This is a genomic window from Rhizobium sp. 01L410 (assembly GCF_056400165.1).
This window is the reverse complement of record NZ_JBFTST010000009.1, coordinates 238741-253708: the sequence shown is the minus strand read 5'-3', so window position 1 is coordinate 253708 and position 14968 is coordinate 238741. Positions and strand designations below refer to the sequence as shown.

Here is a 14968-nt window from a genome sequence, read left to right as displayed (position 1 = left end):
CCCTGGCGACTGTTCGGGTCCAATGGAACGGCGGACGGAGACCCAGGCTCTCCCACGGGCTTGGTGTCCCAAAGGTGCATCGGTCTTCCATCCGCCACCGCGATAGGCATTACAGCCTCGATAGCGGATAAAGGGAAGTTACAAAGGTGGCCCGAAGGGTCGGATGAGGGGGCTCCGGGCTTCAAAGCCAACTAGGATTCTGGTTATCCCCACTCCCTCATTGCTGTGCCCTTAGGGCTGAGCCCACGGGATGTTACAGGGAACCAGGCCACCGCGCGTCTGCGCGGTGAATGACTTGCGACACTATGAAGAGTCTCCTGCGCCCAAGGACTTGGGCGCGCTGGATCCCTGTGACGGGCACAGGGATGAGGGAGATTGGGGTGGGGCGTCCCATCTCTCCTGCGTCTTTCAAAAGGAATTTCCAATGACCTATGCATTGATCACTCCGCCACTGGCGGAGGCGCTGGCGCTTGGCGAGGTGAAGGCGCATTTGCGACTGGATGGGGACGAGGAGGACGGGTTGCTGACGTCGCTGATCGGCGTTGCCCGCGAGCACCTGGAGCGGGTGACGGGGCTTTGTCTGATGGGGCAGGGCTGGCGGCTTTATCTTGATTCAGTTCCTGAAGACGGGGTGATTCAGATTGCCAGGGGGCCGGTGCAAGCGATTGAAAGCGTGACGCTTTACGATGCCGGTGGCGAGGAGATCTCGCTCCCGCTGGATGGGCATGTGCTGGATCGAGGCGCGCGGCCGGCGCGGCTGATCCTCGGGCGCCCTGCAGAGGCCGGGCGGGCGATCAATGGCATCGAGATCGATTTTTCGGCGGGCTTCGGCGAAACGGCGGCGGATGTGCCTGATGCCCTGAAGCGGGCGATGCTGATGCATGTGGCGCAGATGTTTGCGTTCCGCGGTGCTATCGCGGTGGCCGATCAGCCGGCGGATATTCCCGATGGATACGACCGGCTGATCGCGCCCTTCCTGATGAGGCGGCTCTGATGCGGGCGGTGATGTTCGATCCCGGGCAGATGACGGCGCGCCTGCAGCTGGAGCGGCAGGTCGAGACGGCGGACGGGCAGGGCGGGGCGGCGGTTTCGTTTGAGCCGGTCTGCTTGGTCTGGGCCTGCATCGAGCCGCTGGGCGAGAGCCGCGAGGAGCGGGCGGGCGCCGAGATCGTGACGGTGACGCACAGGATCTGGCTCAGGTTTCGTTCCGGCGTTTCAAGCGGCATGCGGCTGCGCAAGGGCGAGCGCATCTTCGCGATCCGGAGTCTGCGTGATCCCGATGAGGGCGGGCGCTATCTCGTATGCCTCTGCGAGGAGGACGGGCGATGACGGCGGTGGTGCAGACGATAGCCGATCTCGCGGCCTTTCTGGCGAAACTGGCGCGGGATGGCGGCAAGCGGCCGAAGGAGACTGGCGATGAGCGCGGCAAATGAACTGCTGACGGCGATCCATGCGCGGCTAACCGGCGATGCCGGGCTTCGCGGGTTGATCGGGGCGGATGGTATCCGCGACAGGCTGGTGAGCGGCAAGCGGCTGCCCTGCATCGTGATCGGCGAGATGACGGGCGGCAGCATTCTCGAGGGCGAGGCGGGTGATGAGCATCGGTTCTCGCTCGACATCTGCTGCGAGGAGGGCGGCCGCAAGGCGGCGGGTGAGATCGTGGCGATGGTCTTGAGGTTGCTCGACGATGCGGCGCTGACGCTGCAGGGGCATCATCTTGTCGGCCTGCAGCACCTTTTGACGCGGTCGCGGCGCGAGGCGAAGACGCGCATGCACATGGCCGAGATGCGCTTCAGGGCAGTGACGGAACTGGTTGACGCGCCGCCTGCCTGACCATGGCGGCGAGCATCAAGACAAGGGCGAGCGCGATGGCCGCGAGCACGGCGCAGATGATAAGCGTCAGGCCGGTACCGGCGCGGTCGAGCGTGGCGGTGAAGATGACGGGTGCTGCGGCATTGGCGAGGTTTTGCGGCATCGACAGGCGGGCCGCTTGCAACCCGTATTCCCTGGCCGAGAAGAAGGACAGCGGCAGCAGCGCGCGGGCGACGGCGAGGATGCCGGAACCGAAGCCGTACATCAGGATGAAGGTGACGAGCACAGGGGTCGAGCCGCTGAACGTGAGCAGCATCGCGAAGCTTGCGAGCATCAGGCTGATGCCGACGATCGAGGTCAGGATCGGATTGCCGCGCTTGCCGAGCAGCATGTCGAGCCCGCGGGCCGAAATGCCGATGATGCCGCGCGCGGAGCCGAGCTGCAGCGCAAAGGCGGGCGAGGCGCCGGACTGGCGGAAGATTTCGATCAGCGACGGCGCGACGCCGAAACTGACGAAGGTGCAGAGCGTCGTGGAGGCTGCCAGCAGCAGGAAGGCGGTGCGGCGCTGCTTGCTCGACAGCGCGATCGGCGGCGTTTCTGCGGCAGGGCCCTGTGTATGCGTGGCGACCGGTTTTGGCAGCGCGAAAAGGTGCAGCGGCAGGCAGATGAAGAGGTGGAGGGCGGCCGAAATCCGGAAGGCGGCGCGCCAGCCGAAGGCGTCGTTGAGCCACGTCAGCAGAGGCCAGAAGATGGTCGCCGACAGGCCGGTGAACAGCATGAGGATGGCGATGACGCGCTTGCCGTTCATCCCCTCGCGCTCGACGACGGCGGTATAGGCGGGCGCCGACAGGCCGAGCGCGCCGCCGAGGCCGATGACGATCCAGGCGAGCGCATAGAGGATGATGTCGTGCGCAGCCGAGAGCATGACGAGGCCGGTGGCGAAGATCACGGACGAGGCGGCGAGCACTTTGGCGGCACCATGGCGCGTCAGCAGGCGGCCGGTACCTGGGCTGGCGAAGGCGGTGACCACCATCATGATGGTGATGCCGGCAAAGATGATCTCATTCGGCAGGCCGAGCTCGGGCGCGATGACGCGGCCCATGACGCCGAGCATGTCGAATGTGGTGCCCCAGCCGATGAGCTGGGTGATCGCGAGGACGGCGATCGTCTGCGCCGAGCGGAGGGGGAATGTTGGCATTGGTGCTGAAAGGCTTCGGGGCTGGAAATAGGGGTGGGGTTTAGCAGGTTTGGTGGGGGTGAGGGAAGGTTGGAGTCTGACGATCGAGAGCGTTTCGATTGTGGCCCCCTCATCCGCCCTACGGGCACCTTCTCCCCCATGGGAGAAGGGGAAACCGCGAGCTTGACTTGCTTTCATGGCTCGGCGTCGCGGTACTTCCCTTCTCCCCGCGGGGAGAAGGTGCCCGAAGGGCGGATGAGGGGGCTCCGGTTGCTGTGTGACGTGAGTCTCTCGCCGCGCAGACGCGCGGATGCGTGGTTTGGGCAGGCGGTTTGGGTTTCAGGAGGGCAAGGGCATGGTGGCGCAGAAGGGCAAGGATCTGCTGTTGAAGATCCACAACGGGACTGGTTACGAGACGGTCGCGGGGCTGAGGTCGAAGCGCTTGGCGTTCAATGCCGAGACGGTCGATGTCACCGATGCAGAGAGCGCCGGGCGATGGCGGGAGCTGCTGGGTGGGGCGGGCGCGCAGCGGGCTTCGGTTTCGGGCGCGGGCATCTTCAAGGATGCGGCGTCCGACGGGCTGGTGCGGGGCGCGTTTTTCAATGCGTCGATCTTGAACTGGCAGATTGTCGTGCCCGATTTCGGCAGCGTGACCGGAGCATTCCAGGTGACGGCGCTCGAATATTCCGGGCAGCATGATGGCGAGATCCTGTTCGAGCTGGCGCTGGAATCGGCCGGTGCACTGACCTTTGGAGCGCTCTGATGCGGGCGGCGGGGGCGAGAGCGAACCGCAGGCGCGGCGAGATCGAGGCTGTCGTCGATGGCGAGCGGCGGATTTTGTGCCTCACGCTTGGGGCGCTGGCGGAGCTGGAGACGGCTTTCGCGGCCGACGATCTCACAGGGCTCGCCGAGCGATTTTCGGCCGGGCGGCTGAAGGCTGAGGACATGATCCGCATCATTGGCGCCGGCCTTCGCGGCGGCGGCAATCTCTATTCCGATCAAGATGTCGCCGAGGCGAGCGTCGAGGGCGGCATTGCCGGTTTTGCGGCTGTCGTCGGCGAACTGCTGATCGCGACTTTTGCAGAACCGCAGACAGAGGCGGGCGGCTCCTCCCTCCGCCCCCTCTAACCGCAGCGGGCGGGGCCGCAGCACGCGCCGGGCCATTTCCCTGGGCGCGCGTGCTGCATACCGGTCTCTGCCTGCTGCGGCTTTCTCCAGATGCCTTCTGGGCGATGACGCCGGTGGAGTTCTTCGCCGCGGCCGGCGGAATGGTGCCGTGGGCCGCGGGGTTTTCGCGCGACGGGCTGGCGGAAATGATGGCGCGGTTTCCGGATGGGGTGGGGTGACGGCATCATGCTATGCTCCCGAGGTCACCGGATTCGGAGCTGAGATGGGGCAAGCGGACGGCATCTTCGCGAAGGGAACGATCACCTTTCCCTTCACGGATTGGGACGAGCGGCCGGCGGAGATGTTCGGCTGGTCGAGCGAGCGGCTGGACATGCTCTCCGCTGAACTGGCGAAGGGCGAAAGCAGCGCATTCATGATCGTCCGGGACGGGCGTCTGATCTACCGCTGGGGCGACATCGCCTTCAAGTCGAGCGTCGCATCGGTGCGCAAGAGCCTGGTCAATGTGCTCTACGGCATGCTGATCGCCGAAGGGCGGATCGATCCGCAGCAGACGCTTGCCGATTTCAATATTGACGACATGACGCCGCTGACGGCGAGTGAGCGCAAGGCGACGGTCATGGATCTGCTGCGCGCACGCTCGGGCGTCTACCTGCCGTCGGTCTACGATACGGCGAACGGCAGGCCTGACAGAGGCAGCCATCCGCCTGGAGCGCACTGGTTCTACAACAACTGGGATTTCAACGTTCTCGGTACGATCGTCGAGCGGGCGACGGGCGAGAATGTGCTGGAGGCGCTTGCGTCCCGCCTGGTGAAGCCATTGCGCATGCAGGACTGCGCGCCGGGTGACGGGTGGTTTCAGAATGGGCCGGAGTCCATGCATCCGGTCTACAAGATCCAGATGTCGGCGCGGGATCTGGCGCGCGTCGGGCTTCTCTATCTCCGGCATGGGCGGTGGGGCGCAAAGCAGCTCGTGCCGCAGAGCTGGGTGCGGGAAAGCACGCGGCCGCATTCGGAGGTTGGCGCCGGGCGAGCGTATGGATTGCTATGGTGGGTGACGGAGGCGGATGCCGAAGACGATCCGATGGCGGTGCATGTGCCGATGTTTTACGCCAGCGGCTGGGGCGGGCGGTATCTGATCGTGCTGCCGGAGCTCGATCTCGTCATCGTGCACCGCTCGGCGACGGCGCTGCGGGCTGGCCGCGGCGTCAGCCATGTGCAGATGGGCGAGATCCTGCGGCTGGCGCTTTCGGCGATGCCGCAACGGGGCTGAGCTTCACAGTTTTCAGGAGACATCGATGGAAGGTGACGACACCGGGCTTGGCCAGATGGCCGGGCAGGCCGATGAACTGCGCCGTGCGCTCGAGGATCTGGAGGGCCGGTCGCGGTCTTTCGGATCGGCGCTCAGCGGTGCGCTCCGAAGCGCCGTCAGCGGCGGCAAGGGGCTCGACGATATCCTGCGCGGGCTTGGAAAACGGCTGGCCGATATCGCTCTTTCGGCGGGAATGAAGCCGCTGGAGGGGCTGATCGGCGGCGCCGTATCCGGGCTTGCGGGGGGGCTTGGCAAGATCGTTCCCTTCGCCGATGGCGGGGTGGTTTCGGCGCCGAGCTATTTCCCTCTCGGCGGCAATGTCGGGCTGATGGGCGAGGCGGGCAGCGAGGCGGTCCTGCCGCTAAGGCGCGGGCCGGATGGGGCGCTGGGCGTGGCGGCAGCGGGCGGCGGCGGGACGCAGATCGTCTTCAATGTGACGGCCACCGATGCGCAGAGCTTCCAGAAGAGCGAGGCGCAGATTTCGGCGATGCTGGCGCGCACGGCGATGCGCGGCCAGCGCAATCTGTGAGGCTGAGATGAGCGGGTTTCATGAGGTACGATTTCCGCTACGGCTGTCGCTTTCGACGAGCGGTGGTCCGGTGCGGCGGACCGATATCGTCAATCTGTCGAATGGCCGCGAAAGCCGCAACAGCCGCTGGCGCAATGCGCGGCGGAGCTATGATGCCGGGTCGGGCGTTCGCTCGGCCGGTGATCTCTACGAAGTGCTGGAGTTTTTCGAGGCGCGGAGCGGCGAACTCTATGGCTTCCGGTTCCGCGATCCGCTCGACTGGAAATCCGGAAGGCCTGACCAGCCGGTAACGGCGCTCGACCAGATGCTGGGCACCGGCGACGGGGCGAAGGCGGCGTTTCAGCTGGTGAAGACCTATGGCGATGCGGCGGCAAGCAATGCGCGGCGGATTGCCAAGCCCGTGGCTGGCAGCGTGACGATCGCCGTCGATGGGGAGGTGATGGCAGGAAGCGCATACGACTGCGACGTTGTGGCGGGGATCGTGACCTTTCTGCCGGGCAGTATTCCGGCGGCCGGGGCGCGGGTGACCGCGGGCTTCGAGTTCGATGTGCCGGTGCGCTTTGCGACCGGGCGGATCGACGTGAACCTGACGGCCTTCAATGCCGGACGGATCCCGGCCATTCCGCTGACCGAGATCCTGCCATGAGGACGATCGGCACGGAACTCAGGGCGCATCTCGATGGCGACGCGACGACGGTCTGTCATGCCTGGCGCGTGGCGCGCAGCGATGGCGTGGTGCTGGGCTTTACCGAGCATGACCACGACCTGACTTTCGCAGGCACGGTGTTTCTGGCGGCCAGCGGCTTTTCGGCAAGTGGTACCGAGGAGAGTACAGGCTTGCCTGCGGCGACGAGCGAGGTGACTGGTGGTTTTTCGAATGCGGCGATCAGCGAGGCGGATCTGCAGCGCGGGCTTTATGATGGCGCGCGCGTCGAGGTGTTTCTGGTCAACTGGGCGATGCCGGATCAGCATCTGCTGCTGAAGGTGCAGGAGATCGGCGAAGTGACACGCAGCGGCGGGCAGTTTCGCGCCGAGCTGCGCAGTTTCGCGCACCGGCTGAACCAGCCGCAGGGACGGCTCTATGGCCGCCGCTGCGATGCGGCGCTCGGCGATGCCAGATGCGGGATCGATGTGACGCAAAGTCAGTTCTGCCGCGAGGGTGTGCTGGCTACGGTCATCGATGCGACACGGATCTCCGTATCGGGGCTGAGCGCCTTTCCGGATGACTTCTTTCGCTATGGGACGATTGCCTTTCTTGACCGGGAAAGTGCCGGCGAAAGGCTGGATATCGAGGTGCATGGCGGGGCAGGGGCCGAGGTCGAGGTGACGCTGTGGCTGCCGATGGCGCGGTCGCCGGACGCGGGCTGCCGGGTGCTGTTGACGGCGGGTTGCGACAAGGCCTTCGGCACCTGCCGGGCCAAGTTCGCCAACCAGCGGAATTTCCGCGGCTTCCCGCATATGCCGGGCGCCGACTTTGCCTATACCTATGCGGATGGCGGCAGCATCCATGACGGGAGCGCGCTCTTCAAATGACTGCAATGAACCAACGGGCGCTCTCGGCCGCCGAGAGCTGGATCGGCACGCCCTACAGGCACCAGGCGTCCGCCAAAGGCATCGGCTGCGACTGCCTTGGCCTCATCCGCGGCATCTGGCGCGAGCTTTACGGCGTCGAGCCGGAGATGCCGCCACCCTATGCGCGCGACTGGGCCGAGCGGAGTGGCGAGGACCGGCTGCTTGATGCAGCGGTCCGGCATTTCGGTGCGCCGGTTCCGGTGGAGGCGATGATGCCGGGCGATCTGCTACTGTTTCGCTGGCGGCCGGATGTAGCGGCCAAACATGCCGGCATCTTTGCCGGTGAGAAGAGTTTTATCCATGCCTATGAACAGGCGGAGGTTATCCGGTCGGTATTGGTGCCGAGCTGGCGGCGGCGTGTGACGGCCGTGTTCCGGTTTCCGGAGGTTGCAGCGAAACTTGAAAATTGAAGCGCATGTATGTATGTTTTGGGAGTGGTGAGCGGAGCTGTAACTCCGCCCACCCTTTGCTTATGTGTGGAATTGAACCCGGATGGCTATTGACCAGCCCGTCCGGGTTTTCCTCACACTAAGCGTGATACCGAATGGCAAGAACCACATAGCATCACCTCCTTGATCGAGAGCAAGGCCCTTGCCGAGGCTGGAGAGGCCCGTCCTTTCCAGTGCGCCGGCTGGTCTCGGCGCTTCTGCTTCTGCTCACGACTGCAGCAATCTAACACAATCATTGCGGGAAAAAGTAAGTGCCGTGTGAACGGCGCTGGCGGCTCGCTGCGAGGTTTGCATGGCCACTCTCCTTCTTCAGGCGGCGGGTGCCGCGCTGGGCAGCGTTTTCGGTCCCGTGGGCGCGATCATCGGCCGGGCGGCGGGGGCGCTGGCGGGCAATGCGCTCGACCGGGCGCTGATCGGCGGCGGCCAGACGGTGCGCGGTGCGCGGCTTTCGACGGCACGCATTCCGGGCGCCGACGAGGGAACGTCGATCAACCGGGTCTATGGCGCCGTCAGGATCGGCGGGACGATGATCTGGGCGACGCGCTTCGAGGAAGTGGTGACCACCGAACGGACGGGAGGCAAGTCCTCGTCGGGGCCGAAGGTCGAGACGTTCCGCTACTTCGCCAATTTCGCGATCGGGCTCTGCGAGGGCCCGGTTGCCTGTGTCAGACGCATATGGGCCGACGGCAAGGAACTCGACCTGACGGCGATCGAGATGCGGTTCTATCCGGGTGACGCGGAACAGCTGCCCGATCCGCTGATCGAGGCCAAGCAGGGAACGGGAATGGCACCGGCCTATCGCGGGCTCGCCTACGTCGTGTTCGAGCGGCTGTCGCTCGACAGCTACGGCAATCGCATCCCGCTGATGCAGTTCGAAGTGGTGCGGGCGGTCGGAGAATTGGAGGCGCAGGTCCAGGCGGTCTGCATCATTCCGGGGGCGACGGAGCATGGCTACCGGACCGTGGCGGTCTCGGAAAAGACCGGTGCGGGAAGCGCCCGGCTGCTCAACCGAAACAGCCTGCAGGGGTTGACCGACTGGGACGTTTCGATCAGCGAGCTGACGGCGGTCTGCCCAAACCTCAAGCGGGTGGCGCTTGTCGTCTCCTGGTTCGGAACGGACTTGCGGGCCGGCAATTGCCGGATCGTGCCCGGTGTCGAAGTGCAGGCGCGCAATGCCGAAAGCAGTCAATGGTCGGTGTCGGGCGTCTCGCGGGCGCAAGCCCATCTGGTCAGCCGCCGCGACGGCGGGCCGGCCTATGGCGGGACGCCGGATGATCTGAGCGTCGTCTCGGCGATCGCCGATCTCAAAGCGCGAGGGCTGGAGGTCTATCTCTATCCGTTCGTGATGATGGATATCGAAAGCGGCAATGCGTTGCCGGATCCCTATGGCGGCAGCGGCCAGGCGGCCTATCCCTGGCGCGGGCGGGTAACATGCCATCCAGCGATCGGCCAGCCGGGATCGGCGGACCGGACGGCGGCAGCGGGGGCGCAGATCGAGGCGTTCAGAGGCGCGGCGCAGGCCGGAGACTTCAGCTACGCCGGGCAGCGGGTGATCTATAACGGCGGCGAGGAGAGCTACCGCCGGTTCATCCTGCATTATGCGCAGCTCGCAAAGGCGGCAGGCGGCGTTTCGGGTTTCATCATCGGCTCGGAAATGCGCGGTCTGACGCAGGTGCGCGATGAGACCGGCGCGTTTCCGTTCGTCAATGCGCTGGTGGCTCTGGCAGCCGACGTGAAAGCCCTGCTGCCGCAGGTGAAGCTGACCTATGCCGCCGACTGGAGCGAATATTCGGGCTACCGGCCGGATGATGGCAGTGGTGACGTCTGTTTCAATCTCGATCCGCTCTGGGCTTCGAGTGCGATCGATGCTGTCGGCATCGACAATTACATGCCGCTTTCCGATTGGCGCGACGGCGATCTGGCGGCTGCGAGCCCGGACGGGATGCGGGCCGCGGACGACAAGGCCGGATTGATAGCGGCGATTGCAGGCGGCGAGGGGTTCGACTGGTATTATGCCGGTGATGCCGACCGGAAGGCGCGGGTGCGAACGCCGATTACCGACGGTCTTGCAGGCAAGCCCTGGGTCTACAGGTACAAGGATATCGAGGGCTGGTGGGCGAACCGGCACTACGACCGCGTCAGCGGGGTTGAAAAGGCGGCGCCGACCGGCTGGCAGGCGGGGATGAAGCCGGTCTGGTTCACCGAGCTCGGCTGCGCGGCGATCGACAAGGGCGGCAATCAGCCGAATGTCTTTGCCGATCCGAAGTCGGCGGAGAATGCGGCGCCCTATTTCTCTAGCCGGGCGCGCTCCGATGCCATGCAGCGGCGGTTTCTGGAGGCGCATCATGCCTGGTGGAGCCGTCCCGGCGCTGCAGCCGGCATGGTCGATCCCGCCCATATTTTCCCGTGGTCGTGGGATGCACGGCCCTATCCGGCCTTTCCACTGGAAACGGATATCTGGAGCGATGGCGCAAACTGGCGCAGCGGTCATTGGCTCAATGGCCGGTTGGGGGCCGGAAGTCTGGCGGATGTGATAGCGGCGGTGTTTCGCGATCATGGTTTCGAAGATTTCGATGTCTCGGCGGTATCAGGCGACCTGACAGGCTATGCGCAGGGCGACATGACTTCGGCGCGCAGCCTGATCGAGCCGCTGCTGGAAGCCTTCCAGATCGACGCCTTCGAGGATGGCGGTTTGCTGCGGTTTCGCTCGAGAGCGCGGGCGAGCCTGCCTCCTACTGATATCGCTGTGCTTGCCGATATCGAGGATCGCCCGCTGTGGCAGGAAACCCGCGGACATGACAGCGATCACGCTGCCGAGGCTGTCATCACCTTTTACAATCCCGATGCCGCCTACGAGCAGGCGGGGGTGCGTTCGCACAGGGCACAATCGGCGACGAGCCGTGTGCTGAAGAGCGATCTTCCGGCAGTGCTTGCGGAGGAGACGGCGTTGAATGCCGCCGAAGCACTGCTGCGCGACAACCGGATCGGCAGACGGTCGGTGCGCTTTGCGCTGCCGCCTGGCGCGCGGCAGTTTCAGCCGGGCGATGTGGTGGCGATCACCGGTGGGCCGCCGGGGCGGTTCCTGATCGCGTCGATCGAAGACGGGGGTACGAGAGAGGTCGAGGCGCGCGAGTTTGCGCCATCGGCGGGCGCGGCACCAGCTGAAGAGGCCGGCGGCAGGAACGGCAGCGGCCAGCCATCGAGCCTGTTCGATCCGGTGGTTCAGCTGATGGATCTGCCGCGGTTTGCGGCGGGCGAGGCGGCAAGTTTTGCAAGGGCCGCGGTCTTCGCGCGTCCCTGGAAGATGGTCGGGCTGTCATCCTCGGTGACCGGGGAAGGCTATCGTGGGCGGGCGCTGATCGAACGGCCGGCGCGGATCGGGGTGCTTGCGGCGCCGCTATCGGCCGGGGTGCCGGGGCGTTTCGACTGGTCGGCAGACGTGGAGCTGGAGCTGCCGTTCGGGGAGCTGTCGTCGGCATCGGCGATCGCCGTGCTGAACGGGGCGAACATGCTTACGGTGCTTTCGGGCAATGGCAGCTGGGAGGTTCTGGCTTTTCAACAGGCCGAGGAGATTGCGGCCGGGCGCTGGCGGTTGAGCGGACTGCTGAGAGGGCTGGCGGGGTCCGAGGATGCGATGGGCGCCGGGGCGGAGGCGGGTGCTTCTATCGTCGTGCTCGACGAGGCGGTGGTGCCGCTCGGGCTCGGCGGCGACGAGATGGGGCTGCGGCTCAACTGGATCGTCGAGGCGTCAGGGGTACCAGGAAAGATAGGTCCCTTTGTCTTCGAGGGCGGGATGAGGGCGGAGACGCCGCTTTCTCCCGTTCATCTGCGCGCGGCGAGAGACGCTGCGGGTGCTGCGTGCTTCTCCTGGATCCGGCGCGGGCGTGTCGACGCCGATAACTGGATGGCTGCGGATCTTCCCCTCGACGAACCCTTCGAGCGCTACCGGGTCGAGGTGATGAGCGGGGCGGAGGTCAAGCGGCTGGTCGAGGTCTCTGCCGCGGCCTGGACCTATCCGTTGGCCGACGAGATTGCCGATTTTGGCAGTCCGCAGGCCGAGCTGACGATACGCGTGCGGCAGATGGGCCAGCGCATGCCGCTCGGGCTTCCGGCGGTGGCAACGATGACGACGTGATTTTCAACGGAAGGAATGGTCATGGGTGATTTGAAGAACTGGTATCATTCAAAGACGATCTGGGGTGCGCTGATCGCCATCGGCGCGTCGGTTCTGCATGTGGCGGGAATCGATATCGAGGCGGGCGACCAGACTCAGATCGTCGATTCTCTCGTCAATATTTCCGGCGCGATCGGCGGGCTTCTGGCCATCTACGGACGGCTGACGGCGAATGCGGCGATCCGCTGAAACGGTGTTTCGAGAAAGAGGCCGGCAGCGGCATCAAGAGCTTCTGCCGCCTCATCTTTCGGCTGTGAATATCGTTAGAGAAATACAGTCAAGAATTGTTCTAAACCTCCGTCATTACAGTGCATTCATTTGCCATTCAGGTCACGTGAGTACATAGTCGGGCCAAGTTGGAACCACGTTGGAAGCATTGCACATGGCCTCTCCTCTGAGCGTCGTAGCCTTGGCCGCAGGGCTGGCTGTATCGGCGCCCTCACCGGACGACTCCCGCACTCTCGTGGTGCGCGTCTCGGGCGATTGCAGCGCGGCCGCGCAGCAGGTCGTCGAGCAGACGGGTGGCCAGCTGCTTTCGGTTCAGCCCTCGGGCGACACCTGCATCATCACCGTGCTCGTTCAGGGCAACGGCCAGCGCCCCCGCAAGGTAACCGTCAGGGTTCCGATGTAGGCGGAATCGGCCTATGAAACTCCAGTGACACAATCGAGGTGAGAGCGGACCGATGCGCATTCTGGTAGTCGAAGACGACGTCAATCTGAACCGGCAGCTGAGCGACACGCTGAAAGAGGCGGGCTATGTCGTCGATCAGGCTTTCGACGGCGAAGAAGGACATTTCCTCGGCGACACCGAGCCCTATGACGCGATCATTCTCGATATCGGCCTGCCGGAACTGGATGGCGTCAGCGTTCTCGAAAAGTGGCGCGGTGCGGGGCGCGGCATGCCGGTGCTGATCCTGACGGCGCGCGACCGCTGGAGCGACAAGGTGGCGGGCATCGACGCCGGCGCCGACGACTACGTGACCAAGCCTTTCCACGTGGAAGAAGTGCTGGCGCGTATTCGCGCACTGATCCGCCGCGCCGCCGGTCATTCCTCCTCGGAGATCGTCTGCGGACCTGTCCGGCTCGATACCAAGACCTCGAAAGCCGTCGTCAACGGCGTGGCGCTGAAGCTGACCTCGCACGAATACCGGCTGCTCTCCTATCTCATGCATCACATGGGCGAGGTCGTCTCCCGCTCGGAACTGGTCGAGCATATGTATGACCAGGATTTCGACCGTGATTCCAATACGATCGAAGTCTTCGTCGGACGTCTGCGCAAGAAGATGGGCGTCGACCTAATCGAAACGGTGCGCGGTCTCGGATACCGCATTCAAGCGCCGGCCTGATGCGCATAAAGTCGCTCACCGCACGCGTTCTCTTGTTGACGACCGTATGGTCGACCGTGGCACTTGTGGTGATCGGGCTGTTGATCTCGACGCTCTACCGGCGCAGTGCCGAGCGTGGGTTCCAGGATCTTCTACGCGCTCAGCTCTATAACGTCATCAATTCCGTCACCATCGGTGACCAGGGTGCTCTTTCGGGTAGCCCGCAGCTCGGCGACCTGCGTTTCGCCCAGCCGCGCACCGGCTGGTACTGGGTGGTGGAGCCGCTCGGCACCTATACGGCGGCGCCGCTGGTCTCGCCCTCTCTCGGCTCAGCGACCATTCCCGTTCCTTCGGTGCTCGAAGCGCCTTTCGACAAGAACTACGAGCGCTATTACCAGGTGACCGATGCCAGCGGAAACCGGGTGCAGGTGGCCGAAACGGAAGTGGTGCTCGATACCGACGGGCGCGCGGCGCGCTTTCGCGTCAGCGGCAATGTCGAAGTCGTCGAAAGCGACGTCAGCAACTTCTCCCACAGTCTTTATCTGGCGCTTGCCGGCTTCGGGGTCGGCAGTCTGATCGTCAACGCGCTCGCCATTCTCTTTGGCCTCAAGCCGCTGGATAAGGCGCGCGCGGCGCTGGAGCGCATCCGCGCCGGCGAGAGCGAACAGCTGAAGGGCGATTTCCCGCGCGAAATCCTACCGCTCGCCAATGAGGTCAACGCATTGATCGACAGCAACCGCCGCATCGTCGAGCGCGCCCGCATGCAGGTCGGCAATCTGGCGCATTCGCTGAAGACGCCGATCGCTGTGCTGCTCAACGAAGCCCGCGTGCTGGAGCGCTCGCATGGCGAACTGGTGAAGAGCCAGGCCGAGGCGATGCAGGGGCAGGTGCAATCCTATCTCAACCGCGCCCGCATCGCCGCGCAGCGCGAAAGCGTGCTGGCGCGTACTGATGCGGAGCCGGCGCTCGAGCGGCTGGTGCGCGTCATGCGCCGCCTCAACGTCGACAAGGAATTCGAGCTGTCGGTCGCTCCGCCGCATCTGGCGGTGGCGATGGAGCAGCAGGATCTGGAAGAGACGGTCGGTAATCTGCTGGAGAATGCAGCGCGCTTCGCCGTTCACAAGATCAGGCTCACGGCGGTGGAAGCTGCCGACGACGTCAAAGGCGCCGAAAGCAGCGGCCGCAAGCATTGGGTGGAACTGGTCGTCGAGGACGACGGGCCGGGTCTGGAGCCCGATCAGATGAAGGAAGCGCTGAAGCGCGGCAAGCGGCTGGACGAAAGCAAGCCGGGAACCGGGCTTGGCCTTTCGATCGTCACCGAGATCGCCAACGAGTATCAGGGTCGGCTGGAACTCTCCCGCGGTGAGGCGGGCGGTCTGCGGGCACGGCTAATTTTGCCGGGTCTTACAAAGGATGTTGCGTGAGCAATTGCTTGATGTCACAAAGACATAGGCAAGTGCATAGCATGCTTTGCCTTAAAGCCGACACGAGCA

General features: G+C 64.9%; 16 protein-coding genes and 1 pseudogene. 16 read left to right on the top strand and 1 reads right to left on the bottom strand.

Annotated features, from left to right (window positions below; genetic code table 11):
- Window positions 1-424 precede the first annotated feature (424 nt).
- The 3 genes from AC1DV9_RS20840 (at window position 425) to AC1DV9_RS20830 (ending at window position 1833) form a co-directional block, all read left to right on the top strand.
- A complete protein-coding gene (locus tag AC1DV9_RS20840; RefSeq protein ID WP_477949890.1) occupies window positions 425-994 on the top strand; it encodes a head-tail connector protein in 570 nt (189 codons plus the stop codon).
- Window positions 994-1329: a phage head closure protein gene (locus tag AC1DV9_RS20835; protein ID WP_477949889.1), complete on the top strand. Its 336-nt coding sequence runs from the start codon at window positions 994-996 to the stop codon at window positions 1327-1329. Before AC1DV9_RS20840 ends, AC1DV9_RS20835 begins: the two co-directional genes overlap by 1 nt.
- An 87-nt stretch (window positions 1330-1416) precedes the next feature.
- Window positions 1417-1833: a DUF3168 domain-containing protein gene (locus AC1DV9_RS20830; protein ID WP_477949888.1), complete on the top strand. Its 417-nt coding sequence runs from the start codon at window positions 1417-1419 to the stop codon at window positions 1831-1833.
- Here the strand turns inward: AC1DV9_RS20830 and AC1DV9_RS20825 are convergent.
- Window positions 1793-3010, bottom strand: coding sequence for an MFS transporter (locus AC1DV9_RS20825; RefSeq protein ID WP_477949887.1), 1218 nt, complete (start codon window positions 3008-3010; stop codon window positions 1793-1795). The genes AC1DV9_RS20830 and AC1DV9_RS20825 overlap by 41 nt on opposite strands.
- Before the next feature lie 334 nt (window positions 3011-3344).
- On the opposite strand from AC1DV9_RS20825, the gene AC1DV9_RS20820 reads away from it, so the two are divergent.
- The 13 genes and pseudogenes from AC1DV9_RS20820 (at window position 3345) to AC1DV9_RS20760 (ending at window position 14899) form a co-directional block, all read left to right on the top strand.
- Window positions 3345-3752 (top strand): phage major tail protein, TP901-1 family, encoded by a 408-nt coding sequence (locus AC1DV9_RS20820; protein WP_477949886.1) that lies wholly within the window; start codon window positions 3345-3347, stop codon window positions 3750-3752.
- Window positions 3752-4117, top strand: a complete 366-nt coding sequence (locus tag AC1DV9_RS20815; protein WP_112390714.1) for a gene transfer agent family protein — start codon at window positions 3752-3754, stop codon at window positions 4115-4117. Before AC1DV9_RS20820 ends, AC1DV9_RS20815 begins: the two co-directional genes overlap by 1 nt.
- A gap of 44 nt (window positions 4118-4161) precedes the next feature.
- A pseudogene (locus AC1DV9_RS20810) lies at window positions 4162-4335 on the top strand (rcc01693 family protein); the annotation flags it as partial.
- Between the two features lie 44 nt (window positions 4336-4379).
- Entirely contained in the window at window positions 4380-5387 is a 1008-nt protein-coding gene (locus tag AC1DV9_RS20805; RefSeq protein WP_477949885.1) for a serine hydrolase domain-containing protein, read from the top strand.
- Window positions 5388-5412: 25 nt separating this feature from the next.
- Complete coding sequence (locus AC1DV9_RS20800) at window positions 5413-5955, top strand: phage tail tape measure protein (protein WP_477949884.1); 543 nt, start codon at window positions 5413-5415, stop codon at window positions 5953-5955.
- 7 nt (window positions 5956-5962) lie between these two features.
- A complete protein-coding gene (locus AC1DV9_RS20795) occupies window positions 5963-6601 on the top strand; it encodes a phage distal tail protein, Rcc01695 family (protein WP_477949883.1) in 639 nt (212 codons plus the stop codon).
- Window positions 6598-7488, top strand: a complete 891-nt coding sequence (locus AC1DV9_RS20790; RefSeq protein WP_477949882.1) for a DUF2163 domain-containing protein — start codon at window positions 6598-6600, stop codon at window positions 7486-7488. Before AC1DV9_RS20795 ends, AC1DV9_RS20790 begins: the two co-directional genes overlap by 4 nt.
- Complete coding sequence (locus tag AC1DV9_RS20785; protein WP_477949881.1) at window positions 7485-7937, top strand: NlpC/P60 family protein; 453 nt, start codon at window positions 7485-7487, stop codon at window positions 7935-7937. The genes AC1DV9_RS20790 and AC1DV9_RS20785 overlap by 4 nt, the downstream gene beginning before the upstream one ends.
- Window positions 7938-8268: 331 nt before the next feature.
- Complete coding sequence (locus AC1DV9_RS20780; protein WP_477949880.1) at window positions 8269-12111, top strand: baseplate multidomain protein megatron; 3843 nt, start codon at window positions 8269-8271, stop codon at window positions 12109-12111.
- A gap of 21 nt (window positions 12112-12132) precedes the next feature.
- Complete coding sequence (locus AC1DV9_RS20775) at window positions 12133-12339, top strand: hypothetical protein (RefSeq protein ID WP_477949879.1); 207 nt, start codon at window positions 12133-12135, stop codon at window positions 12337-12339.
- Between the two features lie 193 nt (window positions 12340-12532).
- On the top strand, window positions 12533-12781 hold the full coding sequence (locus AC1DV9_RS20770; protein ID WP_112390722.1) for a hypothetical protein: 249 nt from the start codon (window positions 12533-12535) through the stop codon (window positions 12779-12781).
- 52 nt (window positions 12782-12833) lie between these two features.
- On the top strand, window positions 12834-13496 hold the full coding sequence (locus AC1DV9_RS20765) for a response regulator transcription factor (protein WP_112390723.1): 663 nt from the start codon (window positions 12834-12836) through the stop codon (window positions 13494-13496).
- A complete protein-coding gene (locus AC1DV9_RS20760; protein WP_477949878.1) occupies window positions 13496-14899 on the top strand; it encodes an ATP-binding protein in 1404 nt (467 codons plus the stop codon). The genes AC1DV9_RS20765 and AC1DV9_RS20760 overlap by 1 nt, the downstream gene beginning before the upstream one ends.
- Window positions 14900-14968: the final 69 nt, after the last annotated feature.

Bases quoted from the DNA above. Each gene is read 5' to 3' on its own strand.
- AC1DV9_RS20760 (WP_477949878.1), top strand. From the start codon at position 13,496: ATGCGCATAAAGTCGCTCACCGCACGCGTTCTCTTGTTGACGACCGTA.
- AC1DV9_RS20820 (WP_477949886.1), top strand. From the start codon at position 3,345: ATGGTGGCGCAGAAGGGCAAGGATCTGCTGTTGAAGATCCACAACGGG.
- AC1DV9_RS20765 (WP_112390723.1), top strand. From the start codon at position 12,834: ATGCGCATTCTGGTAGTCGAAGACGACGTCAATCTGAACCGGCAGCTG.
- AC1DV9_RS20840 (WP_477949890.1), top strand. From the start codon at position 425: ATGACCTATGCATTGATCACTCCGCCACTGGCGGAGGCGCTGGCGCTT.
- AC1DV9_RS20775 (WP_477949879.1), top strand. From the start codon at position 12,133: ATGGGTGATTTGAAGAACTGGTATCATTCAAAGACGATCTGGGGTGCG.
- AC1DV9_RS20835 (WP_477949889.1), top strand. From the start codon at position 994: ATGCGGGCGGTGATGTTCGATCCCGGGCAGATGACGGCGCGCCTGCAG.
- AC1DV9_RS20770 (WP_112390722.1), top strand. From the start codon at position 12,533: ATGGCCTCTCCTCTGAGCGTCGTAGCCTTGGCCGCAGGGCTGGCTGTA.
- AC1DV9_RS20830 (WP_477949888.1), top strand. From the start codon at position 1,417: ATGAGCGCGGCAAATGAACTGCTGACGGCGATCCATGCGCGGCTAACC.
- AC1DV9_RS20805 (WP_477949885.1), top strand. From the start codon at position 4,380: ATGGGGCAAGCGGACGGCATCTTCGCGAAGGGAACGATCACCTTTCCC.
- AC1DV9_RS20785 (WP_477949881.1), top strand. From the start codon at position 7,485: ATGACTGCAATGAACCAACGGGCGCTCTCGGCCGCCGAGAGCTGGATC.
- AC1DV9_RS20780 (WP_477949880.1), top strand. From the start codon at position 8,269: ATGGCCACTCTCCTTCTTCAGGCGGCGGGTGCCGCGCTGGGCAGCGTT.
- AC1DV9_RS20800 (WP_477949884.1), top strand. From the start codon at position 5,413: ATGGAAGGTGACGACACCGGGCTTGGCCAGATGGCCGGGCAGGCCGAT.
- AC1DV9_RS20795 (WP_477949883.1), top strand. From the start codon at position 5,963: ATGAGCGGGTTTCATGAGGTACGATTTCCGCTACGGCTGTCGCTTTCG.
- AC1DV9_RS20815 (WP_112390714.1), top strand. From the start codon at position 3,752: ATGCGGGCGGCGGGGGCGAGAGCGAACCGCAGGCGCGGCGAGATCGAG.
- AC1DV9_RS20825 (WP_477949887.1), bottom strand. From the start codon at position 3,010: ATGCCAACATTCCCCCTCCGCTCGGCGCAGACGATCGCCGTCCTCGCG.
- AC1DV9_RS20790 (WP_477949882.1), top strand. From the start codon at position 6,598: ATGAGGACGATCGGCACGGAACTCAGGGCGCATCTCGATGGCGACGCG.